10 protein-coding genes are annotated in these 16,803 nt (G+C 70.9%); 2 read left to right on the plus strand and 8 right to left on the minus strand.

The annotated features are described in order from the left end of the window. Positions 1–561 precede the first annotated feature (561 nt). Positions 562–2,979: a Helicase associated domain protein gene (locus tag ACFZB9_RS36125; RefSeq protein ID WP_391454307.1), complete on the plus strand. Its 2,418-nt coding sequence runs from the start codon at positions 562–564 to the stop codon at positions 2,977–2,979. A gap of 120 nt (positions 2,980–3,099) precedes the next feature. On the opposite strand, the gene ACFZB9_RS36130 is transcribed toward ACFZB9_RS36125, so the two are convergent. The 6 genes from ACFZB9_RS36130 to ACFZB9_RS36155 form a co-directional block, all read right to left on the minus strand. Then, positions 3,100–3,960 (minus strand): helicase associated domain-containing protein, encoded by an 861-nt coding sequence (locus ACFZB9_RS36130; RefSeq protein ID WP_391454344.1) that lies wholly within the window; start codon positions 3,958–3,960, stop codon positions 3,100–3,102. 12 nt (positions 3,961–3,972) lie between these two features. Further along, a complete protein-coding gene (locus ACFZB9_RS36135; RefSeq protein WP_391454309.1) occupies positions 3,973–4,680 on the minus strand; it encodes a zinc-ribbon domain-containing protein in 708 nt (235 codons plus the stop codon). Positions 4,681–4,965: 285 nt separating this feature from the next. Next, the gene (gene tpg / locus ACFZB9_RS36140) at positions 4,966–5,532 is read right to left on the minus strand and encodes a telomere-protecting terminal protein Tpg (RefSeq protein WP_391454311.1); all 567 of its coding nucleotides are present in this window, start codon (positions 5,530–5,532) and stop codon (positions 4,966–4,968) included. Between the two features lie 3 nt (positions 5,533–5,535). Further along, the gene (gene tap / locus ACFZB9_RS36145) at positions 5,536–7,680 is read right to left on the minus strand and encodes a telomere-associated protein Tap (protein ID WP_391454313.1); all 2,145 of its coding nucleotides are present in this window, start codon (positions 7,678–7,680) and stop codon (positions 5,536–5,538) included. A gap of 362 nt (positions 7,681–8,042) precedes the next feature. Then, positions 8,043–9,326 (minus strand): DUF2399 domain-containing protein, encoded by a 1,284-nt coding sequence (locus tag ACFZB9_RS36150; protein WP_391454315.1) that lies wholly within the window; start codon positions 9,324–9,326, stop codon positions 8,043–8,045. Next, on the minus strand, positions 9,323–12,592 hold the full coding sequence (locus ACFZB9_RS36155) for an SbcC/MukB-like Walker B domain-containing protein (protein ID WP_391454317.1): 3,270 nt from the start codon (positions 12,590–12,592) through the stop codon (positions 9,323–9,325). The genes ACFZB9_RS36150 and ACFZB9_RS36155 overlap by 4 nt, the downstream gene beginning before the upstream one ends. On the opposite strand from ACFZB9_RS36155, the gene ACFZB9_RS36160 reads away from it, so the two are divergent. Beyond that, positions 12,540–12,902, plus strand: a complete 363-nt coding sequence (locus tag ACFZB9_RS36160) for a hypothetical protein (RefSeq protein WP_391454318.1) — start codon at positions 12,540–12,542, stop codon at positions 12,900–12,902. The two genes, ACFZB9_RS36155 and ACFZB9_RS36160, sit on opposite strands and share 53 nt — an antisense overlap. A 650-nt stretch (positions 12,903–13,552) precedes the next feature. Here the strand turns inward: ACFZB9_RS36160 and ACFZB9_RS36165 are convergent. Together ACFZB9_RS36165 and ACFZB9_RS36170 are read right to left on the minus strand one after the other, a co-directional pair. After that, positions 13,553–14,938: a DUF2398 family protein gene (locus ACFZB9_RS36165; RefSeq protein WP_391454320.1), complete on the minus strand. Its 1,386-nt coding sequence runs from the start codon at positions 14,936–14,938 to the stop codon at positions 13,553–13,555. Beyond that, positions 14,935–16,686, minus strand: coding sequence for a DUF2397 family protein (locus ACFZB9_RS36170; RefSeq protein WP_391454321.1), 1,752 nt, complete (start codon positions 16,684–16,686; stop codon positions 14,935–14,937). The genes ACFZB9_RS36165 and ACFZB9_RS36170 overlap by 4 nt, the downstream gene beginning before the upstream one ends. Positions 16,687–16,803: the final 117 nt, after the last annotated feature.

The following is a 16,803-nucleotide window of genomic DNA, read 5'->3' on the forward strand; positions in this document are numbered from 1 at the left end:
CCCCGCGGAGCGGGATTCCATGCGCTGACGCGCATGGAAATGAACGTCTCCGCTGACGCTCCGGCAAATTCCCGCGCAAGCGCGGGAATTGAATTCCGCAAGCGGAATTCTGAAAGTCAGTCAATTCGCGCAAGCGCGAATTGAAGGATTCCCATTCCGCTTCGCTCCAGGGAATCAAGCTAGCTGGAGACGGGGGTATCACGCCCGGAGCTGTGTAGAGACTGGAATAACAGGCCACCCATCCCTTGTAGTTGACCACCAGTCAAAGGCCGGCCCCTCCGTGTCGACACCGAGTGAGGCGGGTTCCGTTTCGCTCCACCCGGCACGGGCATCAGTCGACCAGAACCGCTGGGATGATCCCCCGAAGCACCCCGTTCAGGATACAGTAAGCCCGATCCCTGGGAAGTACTTCCCGCACGGCATCACTCCGGCGAGCGAACCTGATACAAGGATGATGTATCACAATGATGCACTGTGTAGACTCTGGAACGAGATCCAAGCCCCGCCCCCGGGGAAGCATCCCTTGAATGCGCATCACATTCTCAGAAAGGAGACCGAGGAATGCCTGTAAACCTGCATGCCCACCAAATCGAGGCCGTTGACGCCATTGTGCGCGGTCTCGACATACCGCCGGGTAAGAAGGTCCCCCGCGATGGGCTGCGTGGTCAGGCTATCGCAGCGTGCGGCACGGGAAAGACGTGGATGGCTGCTGCCGCTGCCAAGCGGCTCGTGCCGAACGGGCGGACTCTCGTGTTGGTGCCGACGCTGGATCTGCTGACTCAGACCGTACTGGCCTGGCGCGAGGTGGGCCACGTGGGGCCGGCGGTCGCGGTGTGCTCACTGTCGGACGACGCCGCGCTGTGGTCGATGGACACGCGGGCCACCACCAACCCGATCCAGCTCGCCCTGTGGCACGGGAGTGGGCCGGTGACCATCTACGCCACCTACTCGTCCCTGGGCGTCCTGGCGGACGCGTTCGCCGGCGCCTACGGACAGAAGCTCGACCCCGTGGACCTGGCCGTCGTCGACGAAGCGCACCGCACCTCGGGTTCGCTGGGGAAGGCGTGGGCTGACATCCACGACCAGGCGCTCATCCCCGCCATGCGGCGGCTATACATGACGGCGACGCCGCGGATCTGGCAGGAGCGGCCGCACTGGGAGGTGCGGGAGGGGTACCGGGACCCGCTGCCGGAGGAGATGGCCGCCTCCATGGACGACGAGGAGATCTTCGGGCCCGTCCTGTACAAGCTCACCCTTGCCCAGGCGGTCTCCCGCAAGCTCCTGGCGCGGTACCAGATCATTGTGGTCGAGCTGACCGACCCGGTGGTCACGCTGGCGCGGCTGCGCGGCGAGGACGGACGCGAGGAGGAGGTGCGCGGGCAGCGCCTCGGGGCACTCCAGGCCGCCATGCTGCGCGCCGCCGCCGAACACGGTCTCCGAAGGATGATCACCTTCCATCACCGCACGATCGAGGCGCATGCCTTCGCCGAGGGCCTGCCCACAATCGCCAAGCAGCTGCACGCCGCAGACCCCGGGCGCTACCCGGCCGGTATCTGGTCGGGCTGGTTGCAGGGCGAGCACGCCGCCGAGCACCGGCGCCAGGTGCTGGGCGACTTCGCGAACCGGGCCGGCCTCGCGATGCTGTCGAACTGTCGGGTCCTGGGTGAGGGCGTGGACATCAAGAAGCGCGACGGCTCGGTCGGCGTGGTCGACTCGGTGGCGCTGCTGGACCCGAAGGGCGCGCCGCACGACATCGTCCAGGCGATCGGCCGCGCGCTGCGCCAGAAGCCCGGGGACAGCAAGGTCGCGTCGTTGATCGTGCCGGTTTTCCTCCAGCCCGGCGAATCGCCCGAGGATATGTTCACCTCCGGGTCGTATCGCCCGCTAGTGGCCGTATTGCAGGCTCTTCGGGCGCACGACGAAGAGGCCGTGGAGTTGCTCGCGATTCCGCAGGAGAACACGCCGAAGAATCCGGCTGTTTCCATCGGTGAGGAGCCGGAGGAAGGGGGGGAGGAAACGCGGATGCTGCTGCGGTTCTCCTCGAAGCGTGACCCGGTGATGGTCGCCGAGTGGGTCAGCTTCAATGTGATCGACACCGAGCGGCAGGACTGGGCTCGCGGCTACACGGCGGCGAAGAAGTTCACGCAGCGTGAGGGGCACGCCCGGGTGCCGTTCGACCACCGTGAGGGCCCGTACCCGCTGGGGCAGTGGATCTCGGACCAGCGCAAGGCGTACAGCGTCGGAGCGATGGAGGGCGGCCGCGTTCGGCGGCTGGAGGGCCTAGGGATGGTCTGGGACGAGTACGACGCGGCGTTCCAGGAGAACCTGGCGGCCGCGCGGGAGTACTTCGCCGAGAACGGCACGCTGGCCGCCCCGCGGGGCGCCGCGGTGCTGGACCGGCCCGTCGGGCAGTGGCTGTCGAACCTGCGCCGGCCCGGTGCCCTGACCGGGCACCGGGAGCGGGCCGAGGCGCTCGCGGCGATCGACCCGGACTGGTGCCCGGCCTGGCCGATCGACTGGCAGCGCCAGTACGCCGCCGTTCGCGAGTGCATCGAGGGCGGGGCGCAGCTGGGCGACCTGGTGCCCGGTGTCACGGTGCGCGGCGAGGACGTCGGGCGGTGGTTGGAGCGCCAGCGTCAGCACGTCGTCTGGCAGGGCTTGGGTGACGGGCAGCGTGAGCGTCTGGCCGGCCTCGGCGTCGAACCGCTCCCAGCGCCGTCCGCCGCGAAGACCGGGAAGACCGCGCGGAGGGCCGCTGGAGGCGTCTCGGGGGCGTTCGAGCTGGGCGTGGTGGCGCTGCGTCAGTTCTTCGCCCGTGAGGGACATCTGACGGTCCCTAGGGGCCATCTGGAGACGTTGGAGGATGGCACCGAGGTGAAGCTCGGGGTCTGGTTGTCCAATACGAAGAGCAGGCGTGCCAGGCTCGACGCCGAGCGGCTTGCCGCTCTCGCCGAGCTGGGACTGGAGTGGGCGGTCTGAGCAGCGATTGGGTAGGCGCGGGGGCGGTCGGCTGTGTGCCGGCCGCCCCCGTTTTGCTGGTGCGCTGCTCCGGGCTGGCCCTTGGGGAGTTCGTGCCGGGCCAACCGGGGCCTACGGCGGTCAGGGCAGGGTCTCCCCGTACTGAGCCAGTAGTGTCCGCAGTTGGAGAGCCTTGCCGTCTCCGCGGCCCTGGAGGCGGTTCTTGTTGTTGCGCTTCCATCTGGCGAGCGCCTTCTCCTGCTCGTCGCCGAGGGTCAGGCTCGGCTGTATGTGCCCTCGTGCCGCCCCGAAGTTCGCAAGTTGCTGGAGCATCGAGGTCCACTGGTCTCCGCGCTGGTCCCAGGTCCATCCTGGCAGCGCCTCGAGCTCGGCCTCCTGTGAGGCCGACAGTACATCGCGGCGGGTGCGCCAGGAGTTCAGCCAAATTCCCACGGGGTGGCCGTTCCACTCCTCGCGCTGCTTGATCGATGAGACAGGCCGCCCGTTGGCGGCGCAGAACTGCTGCATCACCTCGACCTTCGCGTCGTGGGCGTCCATGTAGGGGTCCCAGGACCAACCGGGCACCTTCCCCATGGCCTCAAACTGATCGCCCGGCAGATCGTCGCCCCGGGAGATCAGCTCCGCCCGCCGTCGGCGGAGGCTGTTCGCCCACACGGTCGCGTCGCGGCTCGACAGCAGCTGCTCTCGCTCGCGCGGATCCGTCAGTTCGGCCCACCGCAGGTACCGGTCGTAGCTGACCCAGAAACCGGCCTCGTACGCGGTCTGGGAGGACCAGGTCGCGATCGTGGCCAGGCGCTCAGCCCGGTCGCCCCGCAGGCGACCGGCGCGCTGCAGCCCCCGCTGCTTGCGGCACCAACGCCCCAGGCTTCGCCCGTCGACGCAGACCTCGTCCGTGGGGTAGCAGTCGCCAGCGTCGGCCTCATAGTCCACCAGCTCCTCGAACATGGAGTCCCACGCGTCGTTCTGCGCCGAGTACTCCAGCCTCCGTGCCGCCTACTCGCCGATGCGCTCGCGGATCCACCTCCGCGCCATCTCCTCCGCCTGCGGAGCGTCCAGGGTCCGGTAGCGCTCCGCCGCTGCCGGGTCCAGCAGACGGAGCACCACCAAGTGGTCGAGGATGTCGGCCGCAGCGGCCTCCGGCTCGACAAGGAAGCCGACCCGCACGTCGTAGGTCGGGTCGAGGAGATCGAGCGGGGCCTCCCTGATACGCACCACGGTCCAACCGGCCTCGCGAAGCCGTCGAGACTTCGCACTGTCCGTCCTGCACGACTGCTCGGTCCCGTGGAAGTAGGAACCGTCGAACTCGAGGACCAGGCGCAGACTTTCGGCCTCGACCACCATATCGACCCGCTCGACCCGCTCGGAGTGAACGGCATCGCGGTCGACGTCGATCGGCAGGACCGTACTGAGCTCGGCCTTCAATCGCAGTTCCTGCACAGATGTCCGGCGCAAGCGGCAGGTCGGGCAGCCGGTGCCATAGCGCTTGCGGAACCCTCCCGTGCGGTTGTTCACCACGGCTTCCCACGATTCGTGCTTGGGGGAGTCCGGTTCGTCCTCGGGGAAGTCCGGGCAGTTCCACCAGACTTTCCGGTTCGACGCGACCGTCAGCTCGTCCGCAGTGATCTTGGACTTCTCGACGTTCAGCGTCGCGGCCAGCTCCGGTTTCACCGTCGACAACCGGTTCGCGTCCGTGATCCGCACTGTCCCCACAGCAACCGTTCCTTCCACCCCAAGTCGCAGCCACCGTACGCGCCGCCCCCGATATTTGGAGCTGGCTTCCCCGGCGCTTGGGGTTCCGTCGAAGAGGTCAAGCTACCGCTGCCACGGCGCTCCGAAGATCGACGACATCGACGCAACGGTGCTGGCCTGCCATCGCTGTCGCCACCGACCCAGACGAACTGGAGTGACATCAAATCCCAAACCGAACGCTCAGCTGGCCAACCGAGCGCTCAGTCACATTGTTGGGTGCGGCCGGCGGGCGGTGTCCTATTCTGGGAATGCCACGTCGAGGTAGGCAATGTCGGTCAATTGGACTTCCAGCCCGTCGGCGCGGCGGCCGTAGTCCTGGAAATAGGTCTCCTGGATTCCCAGGGCCAGGATGTCGCGGAGCTGTTGGTCGCTGGCGCCTTGGTCCTGGGCTTCGAGAAGGCGGGCGGCGTGTGCGGGGGGCAGGTGGACGGTCAGGCGGCGCAGCCTCGGGTCGTCGGTGGTGCCGATGGGGGCGGTGTAGCCGAAGCGGGCGCGGGTTTCGATGGTGATGCCGGTGGTGGTGGCGGCCTGGCGTCGTCGGCGCTGGCGGACGCGGGGCTGCCAGACCTTGGCAACCTCGCGGGCGAGGGCCTCGCGCAGCGCCGCTCTGGGGTGCTTGCGTTGCCCGGCGAGGTAGCGCTCGACAGTGCGGCGGCTGACGCCGAGGCGGGCTGCGACGGCCGCAGTGTTGCCCTTGGCTGTCTTGGTGAGCAGCTTCATCTGCGCGAGCGGGGTCTTGGGTGGCTCACGGGTGAACAGCTCGGTGCCGGCGCGCTGCAGGGCGTCGTCGATCTGACCGGCCATCGGTTACTCCCCTTCCCGGACGGCGTCGTGGCCGTCGCCCTTGATGTGGCGGGCGGGGTTGTAGCCCTGCTCCAGCAGGTCGACCGCCCAGGAGAGTTGCTGGACGCCTTCCAGCTTGGCCAGGCCCGGCGTCGGGCCGAGCCGGAAGGCGCCGGGCACCGGCTTGCCGTCGGGGGTGCGGGGCAGGAAGTCCAGCGGCGACGGGCCGGGGCTGGGGTAGACGACGCAGTCGGAGAGCACCGCCAGCGGGTACAGGCCGGCCGTCTTGGCCATGTTGTTGAGCTTGCGGTGCATGTTGACGCGGGCCTTGGAGATGACGGCGGCGCGGATGTCGGGGCGCCAGGTCGGCCAGTCGAGTGCGGGCCAGCGCTCGCCGTCCTTGAACTGGCGGCCCTGCGGGCGCTCGCGCAGCTTGCCGACGCCGCCCTTGACCGTGGCCTTGACCGCGGTCAGGACGGCGGCGAGGCCGGGGTCGCGCTGCTTGTGCTGGGCCATCGCAGCGAGGAACTGCTGCTCGTCCAGGTCGGCGGTCACGCCGAGGTCGGCGAGGGTGGCGACGTAGGCGCCCTTGAGCCGGTCGTGCCACGGGTCGAGGTACGCGCCGGTCTCGTGCCGCAGGAATGCCTCCAGCGGCTGGACCTGGTAGCCGAGTTCGGCGGCGTAGGCGACGGTCGGGGTGGCGTACCAGGCCGGCCCTGTCGGGCGCTCGCCGGTCGGGGTGAACGGGGAGGGCAGGCGCGGGTCCAGCTCCACGTGGCTCAGGTCGACCAGCCAGGTACCGGGGACTTTCTTGTCGAACGCCGGGCGCTCGAGGTGGACCGGGGCGCCCAGGCCCACCGTCAGGCGGGCGGCGGCGGCGAGGAAGGCGGTGTTCAGGTCCAGGCCGACCGCGAACGGCAGCAGGCACTCCTCGTCGCCGAGGAGCTCCACCGGGCGGACCCACTGGTAGGCCTCCTCGTTGATGAACCCGCCGGTCCAGCCCTGGGCGACCGGGTGCTCGGGGACGGCCTCCGGCGGCGCCGGGTCCACCGCCCGGGTCAGCGCGCCGGAGTTCGGCCCGGACACCCAGCCGCCGGTGGTTTCGTCCTTCACCGCGCGGGTCGGCGGGCGCAGCGCCTCCATCAGCGCCATGCCGCAGGTGGCGCCGCCACCGCGCGGGGTGAGCACGCGGTGGGCGTAGATGCCCAGGACGCGGGCGAGCTCTGCCGGGTCTGCGGTGCCGTCGGCGGCCGCCAGCGCGAACGCCTTGCCCCAGTCCCGCACATCGAGGGCCCCCCACGGCAGGATGGCGAGCTGCACGCACTGGCGTCGGCCGCTCTCGGCCGGGCGGTAGATCCGCGGCCAGGGGCCGAGGCCGCGGCGGGTGAGCTGCCACTTCGCGCGGGTGATCTGCTTGACCACCGGGTGGTCCTGGGGCAAGCGGCGCGAGCGGCCGCCGTCGTGGGCGTCCAGGTCCAGCGGCAGGTTGAACCGCTCGGCGGCGCTCGCGGTCAGCACGACGAGCGGGTCGGCGTCCTGGCCGTGGCGGTTGAGGCGGGAGGCGCCGAAGCCGGCCTCGCCGAGGGTCCACTCCACCAGCTGCGGGATGGTCTCCGCAGGGCACTGAAGGACCAGGCCGTCGGCGCAGTAGACGCTGCCGTCGCCGTCGACCACCGCCAGCGGCCCACGGTGGAACCGCGGATCGAGGATCGGACCCGGGATCGACAGCTTCGTCGGCCCGGCCTTGCGGGCCGGACGGCCAGGCGACGAGGCCTTGGCCGGTGCGCTCTCCTGCGCGGTGGCCGGCGGCGCCTGGACCGGGAGCGGCCCAGGGGGCACCAGGGCAGGCGCGGCCGGGGTCGGGGCGGTGAACGTCTCCGGGACGGCCTGGTCCCCGGCGGGTTCGGCATGGTCGCCTGGGGCGGGGTACTTCGCCGCCCAGCCCTCCAGCAGCCGGATGTAGGCCTGAAGGCGCGGCGGCCGCGGCTCGGACCGACCGGCCTCCCAGTTCTTCACCGTCTTCACCGACGACTTCAAAGCTTGTGCGACGGCCTCCTGCGTCGCACCGGCCGCCTCGCGCAGCCGGGCCCGCTCGTCCGGCGGCGGCAGCACCGGCCCGCTGGCCAGCAGCGCGTCGACACCCGCGAACAGCTCTTCCTCAGTGGGCATAGGTCAACCTCCTGCCCACATCTTAGCCTAACTTCCCGTCAGTTTTCACTATGGATTTCCCCTCAAATTTCCATACAGGTCGCAGTGGTGGCGCGCGTGACCACGACCGATAGGTGGCCCTGCCGAATCCGACCTGGCCAGTCAGCCCTGAGAGATCGCCTGCGGCTTCTCCCCCGGAGTCGACCCTCGCGGGGTGCCGAGTGGCCAACTACGGGTCGTCAGGCTGGCCAAGTAGGAATCGGAGCACCAGTCGCTGACCTCCGGGCTTCTCGCGAACGGCTGGCCATCTACCGGTCGTGGTCACAGCCGCATGACCCACAGTTGCCGAGCGTGGCAGGTTCACTGGCTTGGATTGACTTGAATCAGGAGCCGCCGGGCGCGCCGCCCGCGATGTCACCGAGCAGCTGGGGAAGGAGGTCCTCCTCGTACACGGGGACGGAGCGCTGCACCATCGCAGACGCCAAGCCGGGATCCCAGGGCGAGTCCGTGTCCTGCAATCGCAGGGTGTCGGCGCCGTCGGCGCCATCGGGAGCGGCCGCGAGGTAGTCGGCCGCGCCCATCCGCCACGGGATCGCGTCCGGGGCTGCTGCGAGGAGTGCGCGCACATGTGCCAGGCCCGCCGGGTCGAAGTCGGCTCTGACAGCGATGCGCCAGCCGGCGTCCGCGAGGAGTCCGATCGCCTCGCATTCCAGTTGTGACGGCGTACCGGCGGTGCAGATCACCCTGGGTGCTTCGGCTGTGGCCCCTGCCAGGGCATGGTGGTTCGCTGCGGCAGCCAAGACGGAGGGGTTCTCCGTCACGAACACCCACTCGCCGGTGGCCGGTGGCGGCTCCCATGTGATCGGGGCCAGTTCTCTCGGCGGGATGGTGACGGTCGCCCCGGCCGGGATGTGCCAGCCCGTGGGGTGGACCCCGGTGACGATGAGCCCGCCGAGCAGATCGTCGTAGTCCACACCGAGGCGTGCCCAGCTCGACCGCGCGCCCGAGCCGGGTGATCCCGTGAGGGCGAGGACGAGCGCCGGCAGTGCTCCTGCGTCGAGTGCGTGCGGGTCTCCGGGTACCAGGAGGCGGCGGTCGATGCGTTGGCCGGGCAAGGGCAGGCGGGATGCCACCTGCAGTGCCTGGTCGAGGAGTTCGGCCGCGTCCTGCGTGTTGGCGAGCCGGGTGATCCAGCCGAGGCCACGCAGCCGGCTGAAGACGGTTGCCGGGCCTAGGAGTTCGCGGACATGGCCGGGCAGGGTTGGCAGAAAGCCGTCGAGCCGGGCGCGGATCCGGTCGGCCGCCGCGTTCTTCTCGGCGTGGCTTCGGGCCTTTTCTGCCAGGCGCCGGTTGCAAGCGTGGGCTGCGACGGCGCCCGGGGTGATCCGGGGGCCGCGGGCGGCGAGCGCTGTGGTGAGTTCCTCGAGAGCGATGCGGCGACGCTGGCCGGGCTCCAGCGGTCTCCCTCGGATGAGGCCGGCCGCAGCGGCGCGCTGTGCCGGGTCGGCGGGGACGGTCACCGTGACGGCAGGCCCAGTGGTGAGGTGTTCGTCGCCGCGGCGGTCGGCCGTCGCGGCGAGGGCCTGCCAAAGCCAGGCGAGTTCGGGCCGCAGCAACGGGGCGAGGTCGGTATCCGCGCATGCTCCGCTGCACAGTTGGCAGCTCATGCCGGTCCTCCTGCCTGGTTGTCGTCCTGTTCGGGATCGCCGGGCAGGGCCTGGTTCGTGCGGATCAGCATGGGGAAAGCGACGACGGTGCCGTCGCTGCCTGCTTCGAGGTCGTGGGCGTCGATGCCGTCCCATGCGCCGGGGGCGCCGTCCCACAGGTAGGAGGTGCACAGGATGTCCAGGTCGAGTTCGGCGAGGTAGCGGGCAAGGCCTTCGCGTCCGCGTTCGTCGACTTCGGCGGGCACTTCGTCGAGCGGGACCAGGCGCAGTCCGGTGGGTGTGTGGCGGTCGTAGTTGGCGGCGATGGCGGCGAGCATGGGGGCCAGGACGACGAGGCGCCGTTCGCCGCCGGACAGGCCGGTGCGTGAGCCCCATTGACCGGTGACGGGTGTGCCGTCGGGTCCGGGGCGCTCGACGAGGTAGCGGACGGTGACCCAGGTACGGATGTCGACGGCGGCGGCGAGGCGTTCTTCCATGGTGGAGCCGTCCGCGGCGGCTAGCAGCGCCTGGAGTGCTTGGCCGACCTGTTCTTTCTGTTCTTCGGTGCGGATCGCGTCGCCGACTTCGCACGACAGGTGGTAGACGGTGCGGGTGGCGGCGTCGAGGTCGTCCCGCAGGGCGATCTGGACCTGGACTCCGACTCCGGAGGATGCCTGGGCTGCGCGCATCTTCCGGTTGACGCTCTTCCTCCAGTCCGTCAGGGCTGCCCATGCGGTCCCGAGGGCGGCGGGCAGTCGTCCGATGACGAAGTCGCGCAATGCCGCCGCTTCAGCGGCGTCGAGGGCGGCTCGGGCTCGGTCGGCGAGGGTCTGTGCGCGGGTGGCGGCGCTCAGGGGGTTGTAGGGGGTGTCCTCGTGGGTGAGGACGAAGGCTTCGAGCTGCTCGAGGCCGGCGGGTGGCTCGTCGCGGGCGACGGTCCAGGTCTGGGCCAGTTCCGCGCGCAGGGTGTCGTAGCGTTCGCCGAGGGTCTTCTTGGACGCCGTGGGACGTCGGGCGAGGTGCTCTTCGACGGCGTCGAGGAGGTCGGGCCCGGCAGCGTCTTCGCGGAAACCGGCCCAGTCGGTGTCGGCGCCGAGGGCCTGAGCTGCAGGGGGCCAGGCGAGCAGGGTGGCTAGACGAGCCCGGGTGGTCTTCTGCTGGGGGCGCGCATCGTCCAGCCGTTCCCGGGCGGAGGCGAGCGCGAGTTCGCAGGCGGTGAGGTGCTTCTCGGCGTCGACGGCGAGGTCGCGGGCTGATGAGAGTTCGGCGTGAAGACTCGTCGCCTGGGCGACGGCCTGCTCGTAGCGGCGTGCCGCGTCGTCGGAGTCGCCGTGGGACTGTGTCTCCGTGAGCTCGGCCTGGGTCTCGAGCACCGTGGTGTGTGCGGTCCGGGCAGTGTGCTGAAGTTCGGCGAGGTGCTCGGCGAGAGCGGTTTCGTCCGGGAGTGTCCGAAGGACGCGCTCAAGTCTCGGCAGTAGCCGCGAGGTCATCTGCTGTGAGCAGTCGGTGAGTGTCCGGGTACGTGTGCGGCCGTCCTCGATCAGGTCGGCCAGGCTGTCGGGGTCGGCGGGCAGGTCCAGGCTCCGTGCGCGGGCCGTCCAGACGGTGTTCCGGCGTTTGTGCTCGGCCGCGGCGTCGTCGGCGTGCTGGCGCAGGGCCCGAGCCGCGTCGTGGCGTCGGTGTGCTTCCTTGGCGGTGCGGGCCCGTTCCGCCTCGGCGTTGGTCAGCTCGCCTCGTGGAGGGAAAGCCCGCGCCTGACGGCGGACCGCGTCGCGCTGCCGTCCTCGATCGGCGGCGGTGTCGCGCTCGTGGCCGGCGAGGATTTCGAGTTCCTCGGCGGCCGCGTCGAGTTCGTCGGCTCTGGCTCGTGCTGTTGCCAGACGCATGCGGGCGCCGATGTGCGAGGCGGCGGGGATCTCGGCGACGGCGGCTCGCGGGTCTGCGGTGAGGGGGCCGATCGCGAAGGTGCCGTCGCGCCCGATGACCGGGGCGGCGGTACCTCGGTGGCCGGTGGCACTGTCGGCCAGGGCGATGCGTTCCAGGACTGCCCGGGCGAGTTCCGCCTGCGGATGGCCGGGGACGACAGTGAGGACGGCGGTCAGATTGCCCTCGCACGGGCTGGCGCCCACAGGGCTGACTCGCCAAGCATGAGTGGCGGCGCCGTCCGCGTGCAGGTGGGCGCCGAGGATTCCCGAGTTGGCGAGCGCCAGCTCGATGAGTGCTCTCTGGTCGTCCTTGTGGTCGGCTTCGGGGTGCCATTCGAGCAGCGCGCCGAGTGCGGTGTCGTCGTCTCCGGGGCCGGCCCAGTCCGGGCGCGGCAGCGGGAGCAGCTTTCCGGCGCGCAGGCGGCGGGCGGCGTCGCGGTTCTGTCGGGCCGCGTTGTCGTGGGCGGCTGCGGCTTCGAGGTGCTGCTTGGCTTGGTTGTCGTGGGCGGCTGCGGCGCTCTCGCCGGTATGCAGGGCCTGCTCGGCCCAGGTGTTGAGCTGGTCGCGTACGGCCGAGGGTTCGGCGTGGGCGAGGGCTTCGATGTCGTCGGTGTCCCAGATCTGCTGCGCGTCGCGGTGGGTGGCCGGCTCGTCGGTCAGGCCGCGCAGATGTGGGTGTGCCAGCGCCCACCGGGCGACGTCGGCGAGTGTCTGATGGGCGGCCGAGCGGGCTGCCGCGGTGGCGCGCTCGTGGGCTTGGTCGGCTTCGTCGTAGGCGTTCTCGGCGTCGGTCGCCTTGCGATGCGCGGTTCGGGCTTCCGTGTCGGCGGTGGCGACGCGCTCGTGGTCCCGCAGGACGAGTGCGGCCCTGTCCGCTGTGGCGCGACGTTCCTGGGCTGCGACCGTCCAGTCCGTGGCGAGGTTTCGCAGGCTCGCGTCGTCGTGGGTGAGGGTGATTCCCGGCCCTGGGTCGACGGCTTGGTCGGCGACGGGTCCGGGTGGCGCGGGCCCGGGGGTAGTGGGCGATGAGGATTTCGAGCGCGACAGGCTGGGCGCCTGCGTCCTGCGCGGCCGCCGCGATCTCTTCGATGTCGCCGATGATGTCGTCGAGGGCGTCTCGGCCTGTCGCGGTCTGTGTGCGGGCCTGCTCGGCTGCGGCGCGCAGGCTGGCGTAGCTGCTGGCTGCGGCGCCCTGTTCGGCTTTGAGTCGCTTGCGGAGGTCCATGGCGCGCCCGTGGGACCGGTAGGCGTCGCTGGTTTCGATGGCACGGGCTGCGGCCTGGGCCGCGGTGTGGGAGTCGTCGAGCCGTTGGACCTCGGCGGCGGCCCGTCCGGCGGCGGACTGCGCTTCGGAGAGTTCACCGCCGCGCTGTTTGACGCGCTTTTCGCGTGTCCGGGTGTCGGTGTCCGACTGGCGGGCGGCGGTGTAGGCGGCGCGGGTGACGTCGACGACGTGCCCGGTCCACACGCGGGCGAAGTCCTGCAGGTGGGTGGCGGCGTGTTCGTCACGTTCGAACGCGTCGCGGGTGGTGTTGGACTCGGCAAGGGCCTCGGCGGTGGCCGAGAGGACGTCGCCGGCCACACCGGGGAGGGACTGGCGCAGCGCGTCGGCGGCCGCGGCCGGGGAGACGTCGCCCAGCAGTGTGGGGTTGCGGACCTCACGCAGGCGTGAGGCGAGGAGGCGCAGTTCGTCGGCGGTGGTGGACCAGATCCGCGCGGCGAGGTGCTCGATGTAGGACTCGGGGTCGGGAAACACGTGTCCGCCGGCGGCCTGGATGCGGGCGGTGAACTCGTCGATTTCGAGTGCGCCTCCGTTGGGGCCGCGCAGCGCCAGTTCCTTGAGCGGGCGACCTGGCACGGTGAAGGGGACGACGTTCACGGCAGGTGTGGAGCTTGGCGAGTATTGGAGGCGGACGCCGAAGCTCACCACAGGGTCGGCGGTCACCTGCGCGGCGCTCGCGGCTCGCTCGTCGTCTGGGGCGGCGAAGGTCAGCCACAGGTATCCGTAGCGGCGGCCCTTGGTGAGCGCTCCTTCGCTCATCAGCCCCTTCAGTGTGGTGGGACGTGCCTTGCCGGCCGCGAGCTTGGCCGCGTTCAGATCGAGCAGGTACGGCCACAGGGCCTCCAGCGCGGTGGTCTTGCCGGTTCCGTTGGGGCCACGCAGCAGCAGCCGTCCTGAGGCGGCCGGAAGGTCCAGATCGCCGTAGCGCCATACGTTCGACAGCCCTGCGCCGGTCAGGCGCCAGCGGCCGCCGAAGCGGGTTGCATCTCCGGCCGGCGGGGGTGCCAGTGGGGTGCTGAAGTCCAGGTCGAGGATGTCGCTCACAGGAGGTGCTTCTCCGGGGTCTCGTCGGCTGCGGATTCGCTGAACAGTCCCTGCTGGACTTGGACGGGCCTGCTGTTCTTCGTTGCGGTTCGGCGACGGGTCGGGGTGTTGCGGGATCGCGCGGTCTTGGGGAGCGCGGTGCCCTCCGCCGCCCAGCGGCCGGCGGTGGGGGCGAACCACCAGGCGGGGCTGGCCTGTTCGCCTGCTGTGGGCTGCGACGGAGTGAGTCGGGCGAGGTTGGCGCCGGTCAGCAGGTCGCGGACTTTCCCGGCGAGCAGGGCCGGGTCTTGCGCGTACTCGGCTCCCCAACCGCCCTTCCCGGAGGCATTGTTGTCCGCGAAGCCTGCCAGTGCGGCCAGTACCTGGTCCTCGGCCAGGCCGCGCCAGCCTGGTCCGGGGCCGCCGTCGGTGGTGCCGCCCAGGGCGGCGTGGTCGAGCAGCAGCAGTGCGGCGTGCGCGATGGTGCCCGGTGCGGGAAAGGGGATGGGGCCGAGTTCGCGAAAGTGCCGGAAGGCGTCGTCCGGGACGACGAATGCGGCGCCTTCGGCGCGGCGCTCCAGGACGAGCCCGAAGGCGCCGGCCAGGGGGCCGCCGTCGTCGCCGCGTACCCGCTGGCTCAGCCACTGTGCCTCGGCGTCGTCCAGGAGCGCGGTGTGCACGCAGGTGTCGTCGACGAGCGCGCGGCGCATCCGGCGGGCCGCGTCCGGTTCGCGCTGCACCTGCTCAAACCATGCGTGCGGGTCGGAAGCCGGATCGAGGGTGCCGGGGTTGGCGATGACGTAGGCCAGCCGGGTGTGGTGGACGGCGAGCAGCACGGGGGCCTGCTCGTCGTACAGGTAGCTGTCGAGATCTCCGTCGAGGCGCTCGATGACGCCGCGTTCGTCGAGCATGCGCAGGCCGGCGAGGATCGCGCGGCGCTCGGCCATGTCGTAGGCGACGGGAAGTCCGGCTTCTGCGGCAGCTGCGCGGGCCTGGGTGACGAGGTGTCCGACGGCGATGCGCGGCAGCATCGACTCGGCGGCCGCCATCAGCAGGAAGAACCAGGAGCACACGGCGGGGCTCGGCCCTTGGGTCGCCCATTCCCGCGGACGCGGGGGCGGGCTCTTCCGCAGCCGCACCAGGTCGCGTTCGATGATCAGGACCCAGCCCATGCGGGCCACCGCAGAGCGCAGGGCGGGCGCGTTGCGGCGTACCGCGGCAATCAGGCCGTCGTGGCGGCCGCCGACCAGCCACGGCGTGGCGGCCAGGCGGCGCAGCAGCGTGGCGACCTCTGTGTCGGCCTCGGGCCGCCAGGCTTTTCGCCTGCGCAGCGGCTGGCCGGCGGGGCTGGCATCCGGCCCTGGTCGGGGCTCGAGTGGCCCGGAATCCGTCCTCTCGCTCATGCTGCGCCTTCCTGCCGAGTCCCGGTGTCGCGGGCCCCATCCGCAACGGGAATCAGTGGGCCAGGGCGCGGAGTGAGGCTCAGCGTGACGCGTGCGGCGGTGTCGTGTGTTGTCGCGGTACCCGCGACTGCGACGAGGGCAGCGGCCGAGGGACGGCGGCCGGGCTGGTGGAACAGGGCGATCCGGCCGGGCAGCAGGACGCGCCAGGTGGGGGCGGTCAGCGCCCCGGTACCGCGGCCGGTGTGGACGAGGGTGCAGGCGAGCCCGGCGCTGGTCCCGGTGCGCCGGGGGCCTGTTGCGGTGGTTCGGGCGGCGGCCATGAGAGCCGCCAGTGCGGCGCGGGCGGCGGCCTCGTCCAGGTGCTGTCCTGGAATCGAGGCCAGGACCCTGGCGACGGCATCCGTGTGCTCGGCCTGCCGCCGTGCCCGCGCCTGGGCGACCTGCGCCCTGGCCGCCGTGTCGTCACGCGGCTTGGCGCCCCCGCCTCGCGGGCCCGAGCGGCCGGTGGTGCGCAGCAGGGTCGGTACCGGGACTTGCGGCCCGCCGCGCCAGGAAGGGTTGCGGCCGGTGTCGTCCTCGTCGGCCTGCCCGTACAGCTTTCGCCAGGAGTGGTCGCCCACTGCGGCTTGGAAGATCTGCACGCCGATCTCCGGTGTCAGCACCGCCCGGGCGAGGCTCAGAGCGCGGGTGCGGGTGGAGACAACCCCTGACGACGAGTGGAGCCGGCGCAGGTTGGCGTGCATGCTCGGCAGCGCCCGGACCAGGCGCAGCGAGAACCGGGCCGCTCGTCCGCCGCGGACGTCGAACCAGGCACACAGTCCCTGCCAGTCTTCCGCGCGGCCTCCTCGGGAGGCGCTGAGAGCACCGGCGGCGATGAGGTCGCGGGCCTGTGAGGCGTCCACGGCAGCTTGGGCCAGCAGGCCGAACCACGGGCGGAGCACCGCCAACGCTGCGGCCGCCCGCGCGGAGCCGGAGTCGAGCTCGGAGGCGACGCGGGTCGCGTAGTCGACGAGCAGGCCCTTGAGGTCGCTGGTGCGCTCTTCGTCCAGGTCGAACCGGTCGGCGAGGCCCACCAGCGCGTCCTCCGCGCCGACCAGAGCGGCGTCGAGGTCGTCGTGACTGGTGAATACCGTGCTGACCGCGTCCAGCATCGCGGTGTCGAGGCGAGTGGCGGCCAGCTCCCCTGTGCCCAGGGCTGCGGCGAGCTGCTCGAGGTGAGTGACGATGCAGCTCAGTGACACGATCGGGATTTCCCGCACGGTCGCGGTCCCCGCCAGGACCTGCCGGTAGAAGCGCTGGACGTGTCGGCCTGCGGGACTGGCGGTGTAGCGCCAGTTCCGGGCGAGGATCTCGACGTAATGGCGGGCCCGGGTGGTGTCGGACCGCACGGAGACCGCCCCCATGGCTTTGAGCGCGTCCAGGCGTACCTCGACCAGACGCGCCTCCATGCGCAGACCCGTCGCCGCCAGCGCAGCCGTGACCTCAGCGACCGTCAGGTCGGTGACCGACCCCTCCAACACATCCATGATCGCGATGTAGTCGCCGGACTCCGGCCGTACCAGGTATCCCACGACCTGGCGCGCGTCGCCTGCACCACCGGCCGCTTCCGGACTCAGTTCGTCTACTGTCACCACTCCCCCAGCCGCGCCGACAAGCGCATGTCTGATCTCCCGATGGAAAAGTAGCCCCCTCCCCTGACAGCGCACCGGGGTTACCGTCAATTCGCAGGGATCGCGGCCGTCATGCATGCGCTAATTCGATAATGCGTTCTATATCAATCATGCGGCTCTATCTCCACCCAAGACACCCAGTGCGCCGGGCCGTGCACGCCAGGGGCGATCGCTGCAGACCGAATGCTCGGCACT

The sequence above is a fragment of the Kitasatospora sp. NPDC008050 genome (assembly GCF_042957465.1).
GTDB lineage: Bacteria > Actinomycetota > Actinomycetes > Streptomycetales > Streptomycetaceae > Kitasatospora.

Excerpts from the sequence above, each read along its gene's own strand:
- ACFZB9_RS36125 (WP_391454307.1), top strand. The coding sequence starts at position 562 with ATGCCTGTAAACCTGCATGCCCACCAAATCGAGGCCGTTGACGCCATT.
- tpg (WP_391454311.1), bottom strand. The coding sequence starts at position 5,532 with ATGGCCGGTCAGATCGACGACGCCCTGCAGCGCGCCGGCACCGAGCTG.
- tap (WP_391454313.1), bottom strand. The coding sequence starts at position 7,680 with ATGCCCACTGAGGAAGAGCTGTTCGCGGGTGTCGACGCGCTGCTGGCC.
- ACFZB9_RS36150 (WP_391454315.1), bottom strand. The coding sequence starts at position 9,326 with ATGAGCTGCCAACTGTGCAGCGGAGCATGCGCGGATACCGACCTCGCC.
- ACFZB9_RS36165 (WP_391454320.1), bottom strand. The coding sequence starts at position 14,938 with ATGAGCGAGAGGACGGATTCCGGGCCACTCGAGCCCCGACCAGGGCCG.
- ACFZB9_RS36170 (WP_391454321.1), bottom strand. The coding sequence starts at position 16,686 with ATGCATGACGGCCGCGATCCCTGCGAATTGACGGTAACCCCGGTGCGC.